Origin of the sequence: Mesorhizobium sp. BAC0120 (genome assembly GCF_033542235.1) — a bacterium.
Lineage (GTDB): Bacteria > Pseudomonadota > Alphaproteobacteria > Rhizobiales > Rhizobiaceae > JAWRCU01.
The window spans coordinates 167,649-184,176 of sequence record NZ_JAWRCU010000008.1 but is presented as its reverse complement, the minus strand read 5'-3'; the positions used below and the strand labels follow the sequence as shown (position 1 = coordinate 184,176).

15 protein-coding genes are annotated in these 16,528 nt (G+C 63.2%); 10 read left to right on the top strand and 5 right to left on the bottom strand.

What is annotated here, in order from left to right:
- Window positions 1-7 precede the first annotated feature (7 nt).
- Together SAZ10_RS19415 and SAZ10_RS19410 are read right to left on the bottom strand one after the other, a co-directional pair.
- Window positions 8-1,276 (bottom strand): YcbK family protein, encoded by a 1,269-nt coding sequence (locus tag SAZ10_RS19415; protein ID WP_318610998.1) that lies wholly within the window; start codon window positions 1,274-1,276, stop codon window positions 8-10.
- 300 nt (window positions 1,277-1,576) lie between these two features.
- Window positions 1,577-3,427, bottom strand: coding sequence for a class I poly(R)-hydroxyalkanoic acid synthase (locus SAZ10_RS19410; RefSeq protein ID WP_318610997.1), 1,851 nt, complete (start codon window positions 3,425-3,427; stop codon window positions 1,577-1,579).
- 254 nt (window positions 3,428-3,681) lie between these two features.
- On the opposite strand from SAZ10_RS19410, the gene SAZ10_RS19405 reads away from it, so the two are divergent.
- The 5 genes from SAZ10_RS19405 to recJ all read left to right on the top strand — a co-directional run bounded on the left by SAZ10_RS19405 (window position 3,682) and on the right by recJ (window position 10,194).
- Window positions 3,682-4,095 (top strand): hypothetical protein, encoded by a 414-nt coding sequence (locus tag SAZ10_RS19405; RefSeq protein ID WP_318610996.1) that lies wholly within the window; start codon window positions 3,682-3,684, stop codon window positions 4,093-4,095.
- 353 nt (window positions 4,096-4,448) lie between these two features.
- Window positions 4,449-5,666: an LL-diaminopimelate aminotransferase gene (locus tag SAZ10_RS19400; protein ID WP_318610995.1), complete on the top strand. Its 1,218-nt coding sequence runs from the start codon at window positions 4,449-4,451 to the stop codon at window positions 5,664-5,666.
- Window positions 5,667-5,715: 49 nt separating this feature from the next.
- Window positions 5,716-7,029: a homoserine dehydrogenase gene (locus SAZ10_RS19395; protein WP_318610994.1), complete on the top strand. Its 1,314-nt coding sequence runs from the start codon at window positions 5,716-5,718 to the stop codon at window positions 7,027-7,029.
- 320 nt (window positions 7,030-7,349) lie between these two features.
- On the top strand, window positions 7,350-8,348 hold the full coding sequence (gene glpX / locus SAZ10_RS19390) for a class II fructose-bisphosphatase (RefSeq protein WP_318610993.1): 999 nt from the start codon (window positions 7,350-7,352) through the stop codon (window positions 8,346-8,348).
- A 43-nt stretch (window positions 8,349-8,391) separates the two neighbouring features.
- Window positions 8,392-10,194, top strand: a complete 1,803-nt coding sequence (recJ, locus tag SAZ10_RS19385; protein WP_318610992.1) for a single-stranded-DNA-specific exonuclease RecJ — start codon at window positions 8,392-8,394, stop codon at window positions 10,192-10,194.
- Between the two features lie 12 nt (window positions 10,195-10,206).
- Here the strand turns inward: recJ and SAZ10_RS19380 are convergent, their stop codons facing one another.
- The 3 genes from SAZ10_RS19380 to folE all read right to left on the bottom strand — a co-directional run bounded on the left by SAZ10_RS19380 (window position 10,207) and on the right by folE (window position 12,613).
- A complete protein-coding gene (locus SAZ10_RS19380; RefSeq protein ID WP_318610991.1) occupies window positions 10,207-11,178 on the bottom strand; it encodes a patatin-like phospholipase family protein in 972 nt (323 codons plus the stop codon).
- 85 nt (window positions 11,179-11,263) lie between these two features.
- Window positions 11,264-11,722: a phosphoribosyl-AMP cyclohydrolase gene (gene hisI / locus SAZ10_RS19375; RefSeq protein WP_318610990.1), complete on the bottom strand. Its 459-nt coding sequence runs from the start codon at window positions 11,720-11,722 to the stop codon at window positions 11,264-11,266.
- A 252-nt stretch (window positions 11,723-11,974) separates the two neighbouring features.
- On the bottom strand, window positions 11,975-12,613 hold the full coding sequence (gene folE / locus SAZ10_RS19370; protein ID WP_318610989.1) for a GTP cyclohydrolase I FolE: 639 nt from the start codon (window positions 12,611-12,613) through the stop codon (window positions 11,975-11,977).
- Between the two features lie 239 nt (window positions 12,614-12,852).
- Between folE and SAZ10_RS19365 the strand changes: the two genes are divergently transcribed.
- The 5 genes from SAZ10_RS19365 to thrS all read left to right on the top strand — a co-directional run bounded on the left by SAZ10_RS19365 (window position 12,853) and on the right by thrS (window position 16,416).
- Window positions 12,853-13,302: an iron-sulfur cluster assembly scaffold protein gene (locus tag SAZ10_RS19365; protein ID WP_318610988.1), complete on the top strand. Its 450-nt coding sequence runs from the start codon at window positions 12,853-12,855 to the stop codon at window positions 13,300-13,302.
- 5 nt (window positions 13,303-13,307) lie between these two features.
- A complete protein-coding gene (locus tag SAZ10_RS19360) occupies window positions 13,308-13,601 on the top strand; it encodes a nucleotidyltransferase family protein (protein WP_412535248.1) in 294 nt (97 codons plus the stop codon).
- Window positions 13,601-13,966 (top strand): DUF86 domain-containing protein, encoded by a 366-nt coding sequence (locus SAZ10_RS19355; protein WP_318610987.1) that lies wholly within the window; start codon window positions 13,601-13,603, stop codon window positions 13,964-13,966. The genes SAZ10_RS19360 and SAZ10_RS19355 overlap by 1 nt, the downstream gene beginning before the upstream one ends.
- Window positions 13,959-14,282 (top strand): membrane protein insertion efficiency factor YidD, encoded by a 324-nt coding sequence (gene yidD, locus SAZ10_RS19350; RefSeq protein ID WP_318610986.1) that lies wholly within the window; start codon window positions 13,959-13,961, stop codon window positions 14,280-14,282. Before SAZ10_RS19355 ends, yidD begins: the two co-directional genes overlap by 8 nt.
- 151 nt (window positions 14,283-14,433) lie before the next feature.
- Window positions 14,434-16,416 (top strand): threonine--tRNA ligase, encoded by a 1,983-nt coding sequence (thrS, locus tag SAZ10_RS19345; protein ID WP_318610985.1) that lies wholly within the window; start codon window positions 14,434-14,436, stop codon window positions 16,414-16,416.
- Window positions 16,417-16,528 lie beyond the last annotated feature (112 nt).

The following is a 16,528-nucleotide window of genomic DNA, read 5'->3' as shown; positions in this document are numbered from 1 at the left end:
GAACGCCTTAGCTGTTACGCCGGCGGCAGCGCCAGTTCCAGTCGCGCTCGGGGCCGACGTCGATATGCACCGATTCGGTGTGGCAGTAGGTGCCGACGCCGCCGCGGCCGGGCATGGAGCGGATGAAGGTCGCAAGCTCCCATCTGCTCACGCCGGGCACCTGCACGTCGGCGGCGGCGCAATACATGTGCAGCGAGTTCCTGGCGCCGCGGGCGCGCTGGTTGTGCTGGGGGTCGCGATAGCCTGAGGTAACGACGAGCCGCTTCCCATAATGCTGCTCGACCGTCTTCAGCATGCGCACCAGCGAGGGCTTCAGGCAGGCAACGTCGACCTGGTCGGTCTGGGTGATGAGGCCATTGGGCGCAAGCCTCGCCATGCCGGCCGCGGTTGCCACCCGAACCGGACCGTAATCTTCCTCTTCGTGCAGGTCGACGTCGCTGTCATCGTCATTGAGGCCGGACTTGCGCTTGATCTCGAACAGGGACGACTGGCGCACGCCGGGGAGGGCGTCGAGACGCTCGGTCGCGCCATTGCCGCCAAGCGAAGCGGCCTGCACTTCTGCTTTTTCGCCGCCCGTCGAGGCCAGCATGAGGACAGGCTTGGGGGAGGGCTCCGGCGCAATCACCGGCTTGGCCTTGGCCTGCATCTCGATCAGCGGCTCGCCGCCTCTCTGCGATTCCGGCTTGATCAGCGGCGTGGCGTTTGCGGGCGTGGCGCCGAACAGCGATTGGAAGAATCCGCGCTTTTTCGGCGCCTCCGGCCGCGGCTGGTTGGGGTCGGTCGCCGTGACGTAGACGGGATAATCGGCAGGCACGGCAACGGCCGCTGCCTTGGCGCCAGTCTTTTGCGAGTCACTCTTTGGCGAATCATCAGCCACCGCCGCGGCGGCGCTCTGTGCTTGCGCATCAGAGGCCGCCGCCTGCGCTGCCTGAGACTTTGATTCCGTAGGGTTGGTCGGCGCTGCAGTTGCAGGGGCCGTGGTCTGCGCGCCCGAGAAATCAGGGAAGGCGCTGCCGGGCTTCACGGCCGGCACATAGGCGACTGTTTCGGGAAGCGCCGTGGTGCCCTCGCTCGACATCACGAGCTTGCTCGCGTCCTCGGCTGGAGCGGTGTCGGCAGCGACGGAGGCTCCGGCCGATGCGCCCGAAAGGGCAGGGTCCGCAAGGTTGAAAGTAGGATCGCCTGTCGAGGAACATGAGGCGACCAAAGCGGAAACCAACGCCACCGAAACGATGCGCCATTCCCCGGTCGCGTTTCGCGATCGCGCTTTCGTCAATCCGCTTCCCCTTCTCCAATTCCCGGCCGGGCTGGCGCGATATGCGCTCTGATTCTGTTGCGGAGCTGATGTCTCGTGGCCGGTAAATGAGACGTAGCTTATTCGCGCCCTGCTCGCAACCACCGGCTATGAATGAATTGAGGCGAGAACATGTTCGCTGGCCATCATTCCGCCAGATTTGACTCAGCGTCATCATAGAACGATTGAAGAACATCGGGTGCGGCGGAGTGTATTGAGGTTGACGCACGAGCGGCAGCAATGCCGCTGTTTGCAAGGCTATCCACGGAGTCCCGGTCCGATCTAGGCGCGAACCTTCACGTAATCTCCCGGCGCCTCGCCAAGTATACTTGTTTTCTTCCCCGGCTTCCTGGCGGACACGCGTCGGCTGTCCTTTTCCACGATCCATTTTTGCCAATGCGGCCACCACGAGCCGGGATGCTCGGTTGCCTCGGCAAGCCAGGCCTCGAACTCGCCGGCCGGCTTGCCGCCCGTCCAGAACTGGTACTTCATCCTGTGCGGCGGGTTGACGACGCCGGCGATGTGGCCGGAGCCGGCCATGACGAACTCGACATCGCCGCCGAAGAATCGCGAGCCGAGAAAAACGGAACGCGCTGGGGCGATGTGGTCCTCGCGCGAGGCCAGGTTGTAGATCGGGATCTTGACGTCGGCCAGCGACACGGCGCGGCCGGCAAGCATCATCCGACCCTTGGAGAGCCGATTCTCCAGGTAGCAATTGCGCAAATAGAAGGAGTGGTTGGCCGCGCTCATCCTGGTCGAATCGGCGTTCCAGTAGAGCAGGTCGAACGGCATCGGCTCCTTGCCGCGCATGTAGTTGTTGACGACATAGGGCCAGATCAGCTCGCCCGAGCGCAGCATGTTGAAAGCCCTCGCCATCTTGTTGCCTTCGAGGAAGCCCTTCGAGTTCATGGCGTGCTCCAGCGCCGTCACCTGGTCCTCGTCGACGAACACCTTGAGGTCGCCGGCATGGGTGAAGTCGACCTGCGTGGTGAAGAAGGTCGAGGAGCGGATGCGCTTGTCGCCTTGCTGGGCCATAAGCGCGAGCGCGGCCGCAAGCAGCGTGCCGCCGACGCAGTAGCCGATGGCGTTGATCTCGCGCTCGCCGGTCGCCTGCTCTATCGTGTCGAGCCCGTATTCGATGCCCTCGCGAATATAGGCTTCCCAATCCTTGGTGCCGTGGCGCTCGTCCGGATTGACCCAGGAGATGACGAAGACCGTGTGGCCCTGGTCGACCGCCCAGCGGATGAAGGATTTCTCCGGATTGAGGTCGAGTATGTAGAACTTGTTGATCCAGGGCGGGCAGATCAGCAGCGGCCGCTTCAGCACCTTCTCGGTCGTCGGCTCGTACTGGATGATCTCGGCAAGCTCGCTGCGGGCCACCACCTTGCCGGGCGTCGTGGCGAGGTTCCTGCCGACTTCGAAAGGCGAGTGGTCGGCCTGCCTGAGCTTCAGGTCGCCTTTGCCCGCCTCGATATCCTCGGCCAGCATCTTCATGCCGCGCACCAGGTTCTCGCCATTCGAGGCGACGGTTTCGCGGAAGAGCTCCGGATTGGTGAAGATGAAGTTCGACGGCGAGACGGCATTGGCGACCTGCTTCACATAGAAGCTCGCCTTGTGCTTCGTGTGCTCGTCGAGCCCCTCGGCATGCTCGACGAGGTCATTCGCCCAGCGCGTCGTCACCAGATAGGTCTGCTTCAGGAAATCGAAGAAGGCGTTCTTTCCCCATTCGGGGTCCTGGAAGCGCTTGTCGCCTCGCTCGGGCTCGATCACGTCGGCCACCGGCTCTTGCGTGCTGACCCGGCGGACGGTGTTTGCCCAGACATTGAGATAGCCGGAAAACAGCCGCGTCTGTGCCTCGAGCGCCCGGCCGGGATCAGACAGCCAGTATTCGGAAAGCCTGGACAAGGTCTTGACCATGTCGACGACGGGTTCGGCGACCTGATCGCGAAGCTCGCCCTTCTCGCGCGGGGCAGACCAGGCTGCCGCGGCCTTGCCTGCCTCCTCGATCATGCGAGCCAGGTTCAAGGCGAAGCGCTCCGGGTCCTTGACCAGGTACTGATCGAGCGATGAAGTCTCGTTGGCTGATGAAGTCTCGGGCGATTCCTTGCCGGAGCCGTCCTTCGATTTGTTCATGCGCCGCATTCCCTCCACAGTCCCGATCCCGAACTTCGCATGCGCTTGAATATAGGCATCCGAGCGAATTTCGGGATCACAGGGACACTGGCAACTTGTTGATTCCTGGTGTCGTTTTGATTTCGAACTTCGCTCAGAGCCTGATATCAAAATTCAGGCGAACTTCGAAATCGCGACACCAGCGCCTTGTTGACATAATATCATGAGACGTGTTTGACGGTACAAGCTCAATGCCGCGCAGCGACCGGAACAGAATGACGCAACGCCTTGACCGGCTTTCTTTTTCGCGCTCCGCCGCGGTCGCGCTGGCCGGATTCGGCCTGCTCTCGGCAGCGCTTGCGGGCTGTGCTTCCACGAGCAACGGGAATACGGTGCCGAGGGCGTCGTCATCCGGCCAGGTGGGCACCGCCTCAAGCAAGAGCGTCGACACGGGTTTGAGCGAAGGCCCGAGGAACACCGGCACCTTTCCCAATCTGAACATCCCGCCGAAAGCTGCCACCGCGCAAATCACGCCTGACGAGAAGACCGCCGACACGGAATCGCTGCAGGCGGCCCAACAAGCAAAGGCGGCGCGGGCCGCAGGAGAGGCTCCGACCGATCCGGCAGTGCTGCGCAAGCTTGCAGCGACGCATACGGCCGATACGCTGAAGGTGATCGAAGGGCAGTAGGCTTGCCCATCGCCTTCTGGAGTACCCCTCATCCGTCTCGGCGCTGCGCGCCGAGCCACCTTCTCCCACAAGGGGAGAAGGGGGAGTTTGGCATTTAGGTTGCCGCGAATGGCCGACGTCGGAGATTGGCGGAGACGTAAGATGCAGCGCTCCCCCTTCTCCCCCTGTGGGAGAAGGTGGCTCGGCGCGTAGCGCCGAGACGGATGAGGGGGCGGCAGCGCGGTGACGTTCCCGGAGAGGACGCAGCCCGAAAACCTTTCTGGCGGCCGCGCTGTTGCCTCAGTCCAAACCTATCGACCGCCCTCCCGAATGAGTGTATATCGCGCCACCCCCTCTAGACGCCGGAAATCGCCATGGAAGAGTTTCACAAGGTTCGCAGGCTGCCGCCCTATGTCTTCGAACAGGTGAACCGGCTCAAGGCCAGCGCGCGCTCGCGCGGGGCCGACATTGTCGACCTCGGCATGGGCAATCCCGACCTGCCGACGCCGAAGGCCATCGTCGACAAGCTCTGCGAGGTCGTCCGCGACCCGCGCACCCATCGCTATTCGTCCTCGCGCGGCATTCCCGGGCTGCGTCGCGCGCAGGCCGCTTATTATGCCCGCCGGTTCGGCGTGAAGCTCAATCCGGAGACGCAAATCGTCGCCACGCTGGGCTCGAAGGAGGGCTTCGCCAACATGGCGCAGGCGATCACGGCGCCGGGCGACGTGGTGCTTTGCCCGAACCCGACCTATCCGATCCACGCCTTCGGCTTCATCATGTCGGGCGGCGTCATCCGCTCGCTTCAAGTCACACCCGACGACAGTTTCATCCCGGCCCTGGAGCGCGGCGTCCGTCACTCGATCCCGAAGCCGCTCGCGCTGATCCTCAATTACCCGTCGAACCCGACAGCGCATGTGGCGAGCCTCGATTTCTACAAGGACGTCGTCGCATTCGCGAAGAAGAACGACATCATCATCCTTTCAGATCTCGCCTATGCCGAGATCTATTTCGACGGCAACCCGCCGCCTTCCGTGCTGCAGGTGCCGGGCGCGATCGATATCGCCGTCGAGTTCACCTCGATGTCGAAGACCTTCTCCATGCCCGGCTGGCGCATGGGCTTCGCGGTCGGCAACGAGCGCCTGATCGCGGCGCTGACCCGCGTGAAGTCCTATCTCGATTATGGCGCCTTCACGCCGATCCAGGTCGCGGCGAGCGCGGCACTGAACGGCGACGGTTCGGATATTGAAGAAGTGCGCGATGTCTATCACAGGCGGCGCGACGTGATGGTCGAATCCTTCGCTCGCGCCGGATGGGACGTGCCGGCCCCGCAATCGACCATGTTCGCCTGGGCGCCGCTGCCGGAACCGTTCCGTGATCTCGGCTCGCTGGAATTCTCCAAGCTTCTCATCGAGCATGCCGAGGTCGCGGTCGCGCCGGGGATCGGTTTCGGCGAATATGGCGACGGCTATGTCCGCCTCGCACTGGTCGAGAACGAGCATCGTATCCGCCAGGCGGCGCGCAACATCAAACGCTTCCTCGCTTCGTCGACGAAGCAGCCGAACAATGTCGTGCCGCTTGTCGCGCGGCGCTGATACCGGTTCATCAGAGTTCCTGGACTGACAATTGGGGGGCCACGAGGTCATGGCGGAAGCATTGCGCATCGGAATTGCCGGGCTCGGCACAGTCGGCGCTTCGGTGTTGCGCGTGTTGACCGAGACGGCCGTCGAGCTCAAGCGGCAGTGCGGCCGTGACCTGGTTGTGACGGCCGTTTCGGCACGCGACCGCAGCCGCGATCGCGCCGTGCCCCTCGGTGCGGCGGAATGGTTCGACGATCCGGTCGAGCTCGCAAGGCAAGCCGATATCGACGTTTTCGTCGAGCTGATCGGCGGCGCCGAAGGTGCGGCGCACGATTCGGTCAAGGCAGCCCTCGAAGCGGGCCGCCATGTCGTGACCGGCAACAAGGCGCTGCTTTCCAGGCATGGTGTCGCGCTCGCCGAGATCGCCGAGCGCAAAGGCGTGCTGTTGAACTACGAGGCGGCTGTCGCCGGCGGCATTCCCGTGATCAAGACCATGCGCGAGTCGCTCGCCGGCAACTCGATCACGCGTGTGTTCGGCATATTGAACGGGACCTGCAACTACATATTGACGCGCATGGAGGCCGAAGGGCTCTCCTTCGATGCCTGCCTCAAGGACGCTCAGCGGCTGGGCTATGCCGAGGCGGACCCGACTTTCGACATCGAGGGCCAGGACACGGCGCACAAATTGTCGATCCTGACCAGCATCGCTTTCGGCACCCGCATCGCGCCCGACGATATCTACATGGAGGGCATTTCCAACATCAGCCAGGCCGACATCCGGGCGGCGGCCGAGCTCGGCTACCGCATCAAGCTTCTCGGGGTCGCCCAGAAGACCGACAGCGGCATCGAGCAGCGCGTCCATCCGACCATGGTGCCGACGGCCTCGGTGATCGCGCAGGTGCATGGCGTCACCAACGCCGTGGCGATCGAGACCGATATCCTCGGCGAGCTTCTGCTTTCCGGGCCCGGGGCAGGGGGCAACGCCACCGCCTCGGCAGTGGTCGGCGACATCGCCGACATCGCCAAGAGCCGGCCAGGCTTCCAGCACGGCCCGGTGTTCGGCCGTCCGGCCAAGGAGCTCAAGCCCTATAAGAAGGCGCGGATGCGCAGCCATGCCGGCGGCTATTTCATCAGGCTGACGGTGTATGACCGGATCGGCGTCTTTGCCGCGATCGCCAAGCGCATGGCTGATAACGAGATTTCACTGGAATCGATCGTTCAGCACGCTGACGGCCTCGATTCGTCCGACAGCAAGACGGTAATCCTCGTCACGCACGAGACGACCGAGGCGGCTGTCCGCAAGGCGGTCGACGGCATCACCAAGGACGGCCACTTGATCGACAAGCCGCAGGTGATCAGGATCGAACGGGCGGACTAGGTGTGTGGGCATTGGTCTGCGATCCGACTCGCCTACTGGAGGACCCCTCATCCGTCTCGGCGCTGCGCGCCGAGCCACCTTCTCCCACAGGGGGAGAAGGTGGAGCCTGGCATTTAGCTCGCGGCAAATCTCGAACATTGGAGATTGGCAGAGACGTGAAACGCAACGCTCCTCCTTCTCCCCTTGTGGGAGAAGGTGGCTCGGCGCTTTAGCGCCGAGCCGGATGAGGGGTCCTCCAGTAGGCGAATCCGACAGCCGACTTCTGCATCGCAGTTTGGGACGCGACAGGTTGCATCGCCCGAGATATGGTTCTCGACGAGATGAGCGAGGCCGCAAAAGAATCCTCCAATTCCAGCAATTCGGCGCTTGCCCGGATCCTGACCCTCGAGCTGGTCCGCGTCGCCGAGCGAGCGGCCGTCGCCGCCGCGCGAATACGCGGCCGCGGCGACGAGCGGGCTGCCGATCAGGCTGCAGTCGATGCCATGCGCGCCGAATTGAAGAAGCTGCCGATCGACGGCACCGTCGTCATCGGGGAGGGCGAGCGCGACGAGGCGCCGATGCTCTTCATCGGCGAGAAGGTCGGCACGGGCGAGGGACCCAAGGTGGACATCGCGCTCGACCCGCTCGAGGGCGCGACGATCTGCGCGAAGAACCTGCCGGGTTCAATGGCGCTCATCGCAGTCGCCTCGGAGGGTGGCCTGCTTTTCGCGCCGGACGTCTATATGGAGAAGATCGCGATCGGGCCGGGCTATCGGGCCGGGCTGGTCGATCTCGATGCGCCGGTCGTCGAGAACCTCACCAACCTGGCGAAAGCCAAGGGCGTGCCGATTTGCGAGATCACCGCCTGCATCCTCGATCGGCCGCGACATGCCGGACTGATCGAGGAAGTGCGCAAGGCAGGCGCGGCGATCCGCCTGATCGGCGACGGCGACGTTGCCGGCGTCATCGACACCACCAAACCCGACGAGACCGGCATCGACATCTATCTCGGCTCGGGCGGGGCTCCGGAAGGGGTGCTGGCAGCCGCAGCGCTGCGCTGCATCGGCGGGCAGATCCAGGGCCGGCTCCTTCTCAACGACAAGGATAAGCTCGCCCGGGCCGACAAAATGGGGATTGCCGATCCGAAAAAGGTCTACAGCGCCAATGAGATGGCGCGTGGCGACGTGCTGTTCGCCGCGACCGGCGTGACCGACGGCAATCTCTTGTCCGGCGTGCGTTTCAGGCGCGATGGCATCGAGACGGACACGCTGGTGATGCGATCCTCTTCGGGGACGGTCCGCGAGATCAAGGCGCGTCACCAGGACGTGGACAAGTTCTGAGCGCGCCTTCCCGAGACAGGCCGTGCACGGCTATTAGTGGGGGATGTACGCGAGTTTCCGCGAATCGGGCGCCGATGACCGCCTTTTTCTGGGCGTGCGCGAGTCCGCGCGCGGCATGGCCTGGCGGCATCGGCTTAGCGGGCGCCAGGAGGCAGTCGCGCTGGCGATAGCGCAAGGGCACGGCGTGCCCGAGATCGTGGCGCGCGTGCTTGCAGGTCGCGGCGTTACGGCGGAGGGCGCCGAGCGTTTTCTTGATCCGACGATCCGCGACCTTCTGCCCGACCCTGCGTCGCTGACCGACATGGCGAAGGCCGCGGCACGCATCGCGGATGCGATCGAGCGGCGCGAGCGGGTTGCGATCTTCGGCGACTATGATGTCGACGGCGCGGCATCCTCCGCGTTGCTCAAGCGGTTCCTCGCGCATTACGGCGTGCCGGCCGAGATCTATATTCCCGATCGCATCTTCGAAGGCTACGGGCCCAATCCCGATGCAATGCGCGAGCTCGCCGGCCGCGGCGCAACGCTGATCGTCACGGTCGACTGCGGCACCAACAGCGCAGTCGCGATCGAGGCGGGGCGCCAGGCCGGTGCCGATGTCGTCGTGCTCGATCACCATCAGGTCGGCGGTGCGCTCCCAGATGGCGTCGCCGTCGTCAACCCGAACCGCGAAGACGACCTCTCCGGGCAAGGCCATTTGTGCGCGGCGGGCGTCACGTTCCTGGCGCTCGTGCAGGCGGCGCGCGAGCTGCGGCTGCGAGGAAACGGCGGCGCGCCGGACCTGCTCGGCTATCTCGACCTCGTCGCGCTCGCGACCGTGTGTGATGTGGTGCCCCTCGTCGGCGTCAACCGCGCCTTCGTCGTCAAGGGCCTGCTTGCAATCCGCCGGCAGGAGAATGCCGGGCTGGCTGCGTTGACGCGCGTCTCGCGCATCGGCGAGCCGGTCAACACGTTCCATCTCAGCTTCCTCATCGGACCGCGCATCAATGCCGGCGGACGGATCGGCGATGCCGCGCTGGGCAGCCGGTTGCTCGCCACCGACGATCCGGTCGAGGCGGACGGCATTGCCGGAACGCTCGACCGGCTGAACCAGGAGCGCCAGACGATGGAGCAGGAGATGCTTTCGGAGGCGCGCGCCGAAGCCGATCTCGAGCTCGCTGCCGGAGAGGGACCGGCGATCGTCGTCACCGCGAGCGAAAAATGGCATGCCGGAATCGTGGGGCTGATCGCCTCCCGTCTCAAGGATCATGCCCGACGGCCGGCTTTCGCGGTCGCTTTCAACGCCAACGGTATCGGCACCGGCTCCGGCCGCTCGGTTTCGGGATTCGACCTCGGCCGGCTGGTGCGCGCCGCCGCGGCCGAAGGGCTGATCGTCAAGGGAGGCGGCCATGCGATGGCGGCAGGCATCACCGTCGAACGGGCGAAGCTCGGCCTGCTGCGCGCCTTCTTCGAGGAGCGTGCCGCAGTCGAGGTCCTGAGGCTCAGGACAGAGGAAAGCCTCGAGATCGACGCCGCGCTCTCCGCCGAAGGCGCCACGCTTTCGCTTCTCGACGCGCTCGAAGCAGCCGGCCCCTATGGAGCCGGACATGCCCCACCGGTGCTGGTCCTCCCGCGTCACCGTCTTCTGGACGTTCGTTTGGTTGGCAACGGTCATGTCCGCGCCGACCTGCAGTCGCCGGCCGGCGGTCGTCTGCAAGCCATAGCGTTTCGCGCGGAGAACACGGCGGTCGGCGATTTTCTTGTCAGGAACCGCGGCGGCACCGTACATGTCGCGGGCTCGCTTTACGGCAACTACTGGAACGGCAACCGGAGCACGCAGTTTCGCATACAGGATGCGGCGCTGGCGTAGTCCGACGGCGGGCTACCCCAGCACCGCCTGCAGGCGGGCCAATTCCGCGACCTGCGCCTTTGCGGTTTCATAGCCAATCCGGATCGCCTCGTCGGCGCGATGGAATTCGGACAGGCCGATGTGACCGAGCTTGGGGTGCAGCGACAGGTCCGGCGGGTCGCCCGCGAGCCTTGCCCGCGAGATGCGCTCCTGGATGATGTTGAAGGCTTCGACCATCACGCCGGTGATGCCCAGCCGCGCCTCGTGTGGCGTCGAACCCACGCCGCCGCGGCCCTCCGGTGTGGCGTCCTGCTCCACGACGAGCTCGCCGGCGCTGTGCTTGATGACGGCCGCGCGTCCGTAGACGTCGTAATTGAGGTTCACGGCAACGACCAGCGGCTGCTCGTAGGCCCGGCAGACCGATACCGGAACCGGATTGACCAGGGCGCCGTCGACGAGCACGCGGCCGTTGCAGGTCACCGGTTCGAAGACGCCGGGCAGCGCGTAGGAGGCTCGCATGGCGGTGATCAAGGATCCGCTCGAGATCCAGATCTCGTGGCCAGTGCGGATCTCGGAAGCGACGCAGACGAAAGGCCGGGCCAGATCCTGGAAAGTGAAGCCCTTCACATGCTCCTGCATGCGCTGTGTCAGCCGCATGCCGCCGAACAGACCATTGCCGCCGAAATTGATGTCGAGAAGTCCGAAGATGCGGCGTTTCGTGAGGCTCCGGGCGAACTCCTCCAGCGCGTCCAGCTTGCCGGCAAGATAGCAGCCGCCGACCAAAGCGCCGATGGACGTGCCGGCGATCATGTTGACCTCGATGCCAGCTTCCTCGAGGGCGCGCAACACCCCGATGTGGGCCCAACCGCGCGCTGCGCCACCGCCCAGGGCCAGTGCTATTCCGGATTTCTTGGCGGGCTTCGGATCAGGTGCTCCGGTGAAGGACGAGATCTGGTTGATCTCTCGTGCGTCTGGCCGGTTTCGAATGGACGCCCAGTCGAGCATCACAATCCCCTTTATTGCATTTTCTTCTATACAGGTTGGCCGTATCGAAAGAATGAAGGTGACTGGTTTGCAAATCGCAAATAGTTCATCGGGACCCCCGATACGTCTCGGCTGGATCGAACAGGCGAGGACTTCCGTCAGCCACCAAGCCGATTTTGCCGTCTGCCGACACGACCCTTCGATAGAAGCAGGAACGTCGCCCAGTGTGGCAAGTTGCATCGTGACCGGACACGTTTACGCGGAGCAAAATTACGTCCTGGTCACAATCCGTGAGGATTTCTGTGACGTGCTGCAGGTTTCCTGACGTCTCGCCTTTTTTCCAAAGCGACTTACGCGAACGGGACCAGTAATGGGCGATGCCCGTCTCGATCGTGAGCGACAGTGCCTCGGCATTCATATGCGCGACCATCAGCAGCGTGCCGTCGCCCGCATCCGTCACTACGGCAGTCACAAGGCCGTTCGCGTCGAAATTCGGTGAGAAGACCGAGCCCTCTTCGAGGACGTGCTTGTCTTTGGACGGCTCAGGAAAGGAGATGCTGCTCATCGACGGCTTGTACCAATTGCGAGGTCTCCAATTCCGAAATTCCTGCGAGCTCCGACATCAAGGTCCGAGCGGGTTTCGGAATCAAAGAAGGATAACGTTTGCAGTGTCGTTTTGATTTCGAGCCCGCTCGCACGATATCGAAATCGAGCGCAGTTCGAAATCGGACCTGTGGTGACGAATTGGCCTTCAGGTCAAATCTTGCCGCATGGCGGCGCTTCCGTCGCGGCGCCCCGGCATGCCTTGCAGCTGGCGTCAGCTCGCTGAGCCGCCCCGGACCATGGTCACGAACCGGATCTGCTCCTGGGGATTGTCCCGGAAAGTCCCGGTAAAGGCAGATGTCAGAGTGGTCGAACCCTGCTTCTTGATGCCGCGCATAGCAATGCACATGTGCTCGGCCTCGACCATGACGGCGACGCCGCGCGGATTGAGCACACTCTGGATGGAGTTGGCGATCTGCGCCGTCAGCGTCTCCTGGGTCTGGAGGCGGTGCGCGAAGATATCGACCACGCGGGCGATTTTGGAAAGGCCGACCACTTTGCCCGACGGCAGATAGCCGACATGCGCCTTGCCGATGATCGGCACCATGTGGTGCTCGCAGTGCGAATGGAATTGGATGTCCTTCACGATGACGAGGTCGTCATAGCCTGCGACCTCTTCGAAGGTGCGGCCGAGTTCCTCGGCCGGATTGCGGTCATAGCCGTTGAACATCTCGCGATAGGCCTTCACCACGCGGGAAGGGGTATCCCTCAGACCTTCGCGATCAGGATTGTCACCTGTCCAGCGGATCAGCGTCTGCACGGCTGCCTCGACCTCGGCCTCGCTCGGCCGGTCGGTCACGGGCTTCTCCAGGTAAGCGGATTGCGGCATGAATTTCTTGACGACGGCGTCCATGAAAGGCGTCTCCAGTAGTCCCACTCTGAGGAGGGACGAGTTGAACGGACACGGCCTTTTTCCGGTATTGGCCTGAGGACCTGCCTTGGCCCCGAAAGTGGCGTGCTTGGCCGCGTCAGGCAGGACTGGGAGTGCCTTGCCGGCCGCGGACGACAATCATTATATAGGATCGAGATCGCGCAATGAAAGTCACGCCGGCGCCACACAGTGTTCGACTTCCGGCGGTGGAGCGAAAAACGATGATCGACGACGTCTATAACGCGAAAATTCTTGGCTTCGCCGGCAACATCGGCCGGATCGGCCGGCTCGCGAACCCGGATGCGACGGCAACTGCGCATTCCAAGCTCTGTGGCTCGACGGTTACCATCGATCTCAAGATGAAGGATGGCGTGGTCACCGACTTCGCACACCAGGTGAAGGCCTGCGCGCTCGGTCAGGCCTCATCGTCGATCATGGCCGACAACGTGATAGGCGCCAGCGCAGAGGAGCTGCGTGCCGTGCGCCAGACCATGCTCAAGATGCTCAAGGAGAACGGCCCGCCGCCGGAGGGCGGGCGATTTGCCGACCTCAAATATCTGGAGCCGGTTCGCGACTACAAGGCGCGCCACGCCTCGACCATGTTGACCTTCGATGCGGTGGTCGACGCGATCGGTCAGATCGAGCGCAGGCAGGAAGAGGCGGCGGCGTAGGGGGCATGATGAAGCCATCCGAGGCTCTTTCCAGACATCGGGATGAAGTTCTAGAGGTGATTGGCCGCTATCCGGTCAGCAATCCTCGTGTTTTTGGATCGACCGCGCGGGGTGAAGATACGGATGACAGCGATCTTGATATTCTTGTCGATCGCGCTGGCGTGCTGACCTACTTCGATCTTGCAAGGCTGGAAATCGAGCTCGAACAATTGCTTGGGGTGCCGGTGGGCGTCCACACGCCGGGCGAGTTTAGACAGGCAATGATGGCCCGTATTGAGGCGGATCGGCGTGCACTCTGATGGGCGAAGCGGGTCGATCAGCAGCGGAGCTTCTGGCTCACCTTGAATTTTGGAGTGACCGCATCGCCCGTTACCTGGCCGGTATTTCGCGAGACGAGTTTGCCTCGGACGAGATGCGGCAGGTCGCGATTTCCAAATGCATAGAAGTAGTCGGCGAGGCGGCTGGGAATATATTGAAGCGCGATAACGATTTCGCGATATCGCATCCGGAATTGCCCTTGGCGGAGGCGTACAGGATGCGGAATCGCCTGTCCCACGGCTACGATACTGTTGATTGGGAGATCCTTTGGGATACTGCCACCAATTCAGTGCCTGCTGTGGTATCCCAGATCCGCCTGATTCAGGCGCGAAATGGAGATGGTTAAGACCCGCAACTTCTCCGGCCCATGGCCTAAGACGCCCGGGCGCATTCTGGGCACGTCGCTTGTGCGCCTCTACCAACTCACGCTGTCCGGCTTCATCGGCAACTCCTGCCGACACTTCCCGACCTGTTCGGAATACGCCTATGAGGCGATCGCGCGCCACGGCTTGTGGGCCGGCGGCTGGATGGGCCTGTTCCGGGTCATGCGCTGCGGACCCGGCGGCACGCATGGGGTCGACCTTGTGCCTGACCATCTCGACCGGCGTTACGTCTGGTTCACCCCATGGCGCTATTGGAGCATCTCGCGCAAGGTCAGCTGAAAGACTAGCACATCGGTTCGCCTTCGAGCCGGGAGTCAAGTCGCCATCCTGCTTTACGCGGCCGATTTCGGCCACTAAAAGACCGCCGTCGCCGGACGCATCCGGCATTTCACCACCCGCGCTCGTTTGCGGGACTGGATAGGAGCACAGAATGTCCAACATCTCCCTTACATTTCCCGATGGTTCCGCCCGCGAATATTCGGCCGCCACGACCGGCGCTGCGCTCGCGGAATCCATTTCGAAGTCGCTTGCCAAGAAGGCCGTTGCCTATTCGCTCGACGGAACACTGCGCGATCTTGCCGATCCTATTGGCAAATCCGGCAGGATCGAGATCGTCACCCGCGATGATCCGCGTGCGCTCGAGTTGATCCGCCACGACGCCGCGCATGTGCTCGCTGAAGCCGTGCAGGAGCTGTGGCCGGGAACGCAGGTCACCATCGGACCGGTGATCGAGAACGGCTTCTATTACGATTTCGCGCGCAATGAGCCTTTCACGCCCGATGATTTCCCCGCAATCGAGAAGAAGATGCGGGAGATCATCGCGCGCAACCACCACTTCACAAAGGAAGTCTGGCCACGCGAGAAGGCGAGGAAGTTCTTCCGCGACAAGGGCGAGGCTTACAAGGTCGAGCTCGTCGACGCGATCCCTGAGGACCAGGAGATCAAGATCTATTCGCAAGGCGAGTGGAGCGATCTCTGCCGCGGTCCGCACATGCCGTCGACCGGCTATGTCGGAAGCGCCTTCAAGCTGATGAAGGTGGCGGGCGCTTATTGGCGCGGCGATTCCAACAACCCCATGCTGACCCGCATCTACGGCACGGCCTGGGCGGATCAGGTCCAGCTCGACCACTATCTGCACATGCTGGAGGAAGCCGAGAAGCGCGATCACCGCCGGCTCGGGCGCGAGATGGACCTCTTCCATTTTCAGGAGGAAGGGCCAGGCGTCGTGTTCTGGCATTCCAAGGGCTGGAAGATGTTCCAGCGCCTCGTCAGCTACATGCGCCGGCGCCTCGACGAGCACGCCTATGAGGAGGTGAACGCCCCGCAAGTGCTCGACAAGTCGCTATGGGAGACGTCGGGCCATTGGGGCTGGTATCGCGACAACATGTTCAAGGTGCAGGTCGCGGGCGACGACACCGAGGATGACCGTATCTTCGCGCTGAAGCCCATGAACTGCCCCGGCCATGTGCAGATCTTCAAGCACGGCCTGAAGTCTTATCGCGACCTGCCGATAAAGCTTGCGGAATTCGGAGCGGTCCACCGCTACGAGCCATCCGGTGCATTGCACGGCTTGATGCGGGTGCGCGGCTTCACGCAGGACGACGCACATATCTTCTGCACGGAAGAGCAGCTCGCTGCCGAATGCCTGAAGATCAACGACCTGATCCTGACCACTTATGCCGACTTCGGCTTCAACGAGATCACGGTCAAGCTCGCGACGAGGCCGGAGAAGAGCGTCGGCACGGATGCCATGTGGGAACATGCCGAGGACGTGCTGTCGCGCATCCTGAAGCAGATCGCAGCCGAGTCCGGCGGCCGTATCAAGACCGGCGTCAACCCGGGCGAGGGAACATTCTACGGCCCGAAATTCGAATATGTGCTGCGGGACGCCATCGGCCGCGAATGGCAATGCGGCACGACCCAGGTCGACTTCAACATGCCGGAACGGTTCGGCGCCTTCTATATCGGTCCCGATTCCGAGAAGAAGCAGCCGGTGATGATCCACCGGGCGATCTGCGGTTCGATGGAACGTTTCCTCGGCATCCTGATCGAGAACTATGCAGGTCATTTCCCGCTTTGGTTCGCACCGGTGCAGGTTGTCGTGGCGACGATCACCTCGGATGCCGACGACTACGCGACCAAGGTCGCGGAACGGCTGCGCGGCGCGGGGCTCGCGGTCGATCTCGACCTGCGCAACGAGAAGATCAACTACAAGGTCCGCGAGCACTCGCTGACCAAGGTTCCCGTGATTCTCGTCTGCGGCAAGCGGGAAGCGGAGGAGCAGACCGTCAATCTGCGCCGACTCGGCTCCCGCGATCAGGAATCTCTGCCGCTGGAAGTCGCGGTCAACCGTCTTGCAGAAGAAGCGGTGCCGCCCGACATTCGGCGCCGGGCGTTGCAGGCTGCTGCTTAGCTCAGCTTTCCACTGCGCTGATCTCATTCTCTAAATCAGATCGGGCGGGAAACAGATTTCCCGCCCGCCTTTCATAGGCCTGTTACAAATACAGGCCATTCATCCGGAATGT

Coding starts and splice junctions, on each gene's coding strand:
- folE (WP_318610989.1), bottom strand. CDS start 12,613: ATGGACGCCGTCGTCAAGAAATTCATGCCGCAATCCGCTTACCTGGAG.
- recJ (WP_318610992.1), top strand. CDS start 8,392: ATGTACGCGAGTTTCCGCGAATCGGGCGCCGATGACCGCCTTTTTCTG.
- SAZ10_RS19380 (WP_318610991.1), bottom strand. CDS start 11,178: ATGCTCGACTGGGCGTCCATTCGAAACCGGCCAGACGCACGAGAGATC.
- yidD (WP_318610986.1), top strand. CDS start 13,959: ATGGTTAAGACCCGCAACTTCTCCGGCCCATGGCCTAAGACGCCCGGG.
- thrS (WP_318610985.1), top strand. CDS start 14,434: ATGTCCAACATCTCCCTTACATTTCCCGATGGTTCCGCCCGCGAATAT.
- SAZ10_RS19395 (WP_318610994.1), top strand. CDS start 5,716: ATGGCGGAAGCATTGCGCATCGGAATTGCCGGGCTCGGCACAGTCGGC.
- SAZ10_RS19360 (WP_412535248.1), top strand. CDS start 13,308: ATGATGAAGCCATCCGAGGCTCTTTCCAGACATCGGGATGAAGTTCTA.
- SAZ10_RS19400 (WP_318610995.1), top strand. CDS start 4,449: ATGGAAGAGTTTCACAAGGTTCGCAGGCTGCCGCCCTATGTCTTCGAA.
- hisI (WP_318610990.1), bottom strand. CDS start 11,722: ATGAGCAGCATCTCCTTTCCTGAGCCGTCCAAAGACAAGCACGTCCTC.
- SAZ10_RS19405 (WP_318610996.1), top strand. CDS start 3,682: ATGACGCAACGCCTTGACCGGCTTTCTTTTTCGCGCTCCGCCGCGGTC.
- SAZ10_RS19410 (WP_318610997.1), bottom strand. CDS start 3,427: ATGAACAAATCGAAGGACGGCTCCGGCAAGGAATCGCCCGAGACTTCA.
- glpX (WP_318610993.1), top strand. CDS start 7,350: ATGAGCGAGGCCGCAAAAGAATCCTCCAATTCCAGCAATTCGGCGCTT.
- SAZ10_RS19355 (WP_318610987.1), top strand. CDS start 13,601: ATGGGCGAAGCGGGTCGATCAGCAGCGGAGCTTCTGGCTCACCTTGAA.
- SAZ10_RS19365 (WP_318610988.1), top strand. CDS start 12,853: ATGATCGACGACGTCTATAACGCGAAAATTCTTGGCTTCGCCGGCAAC.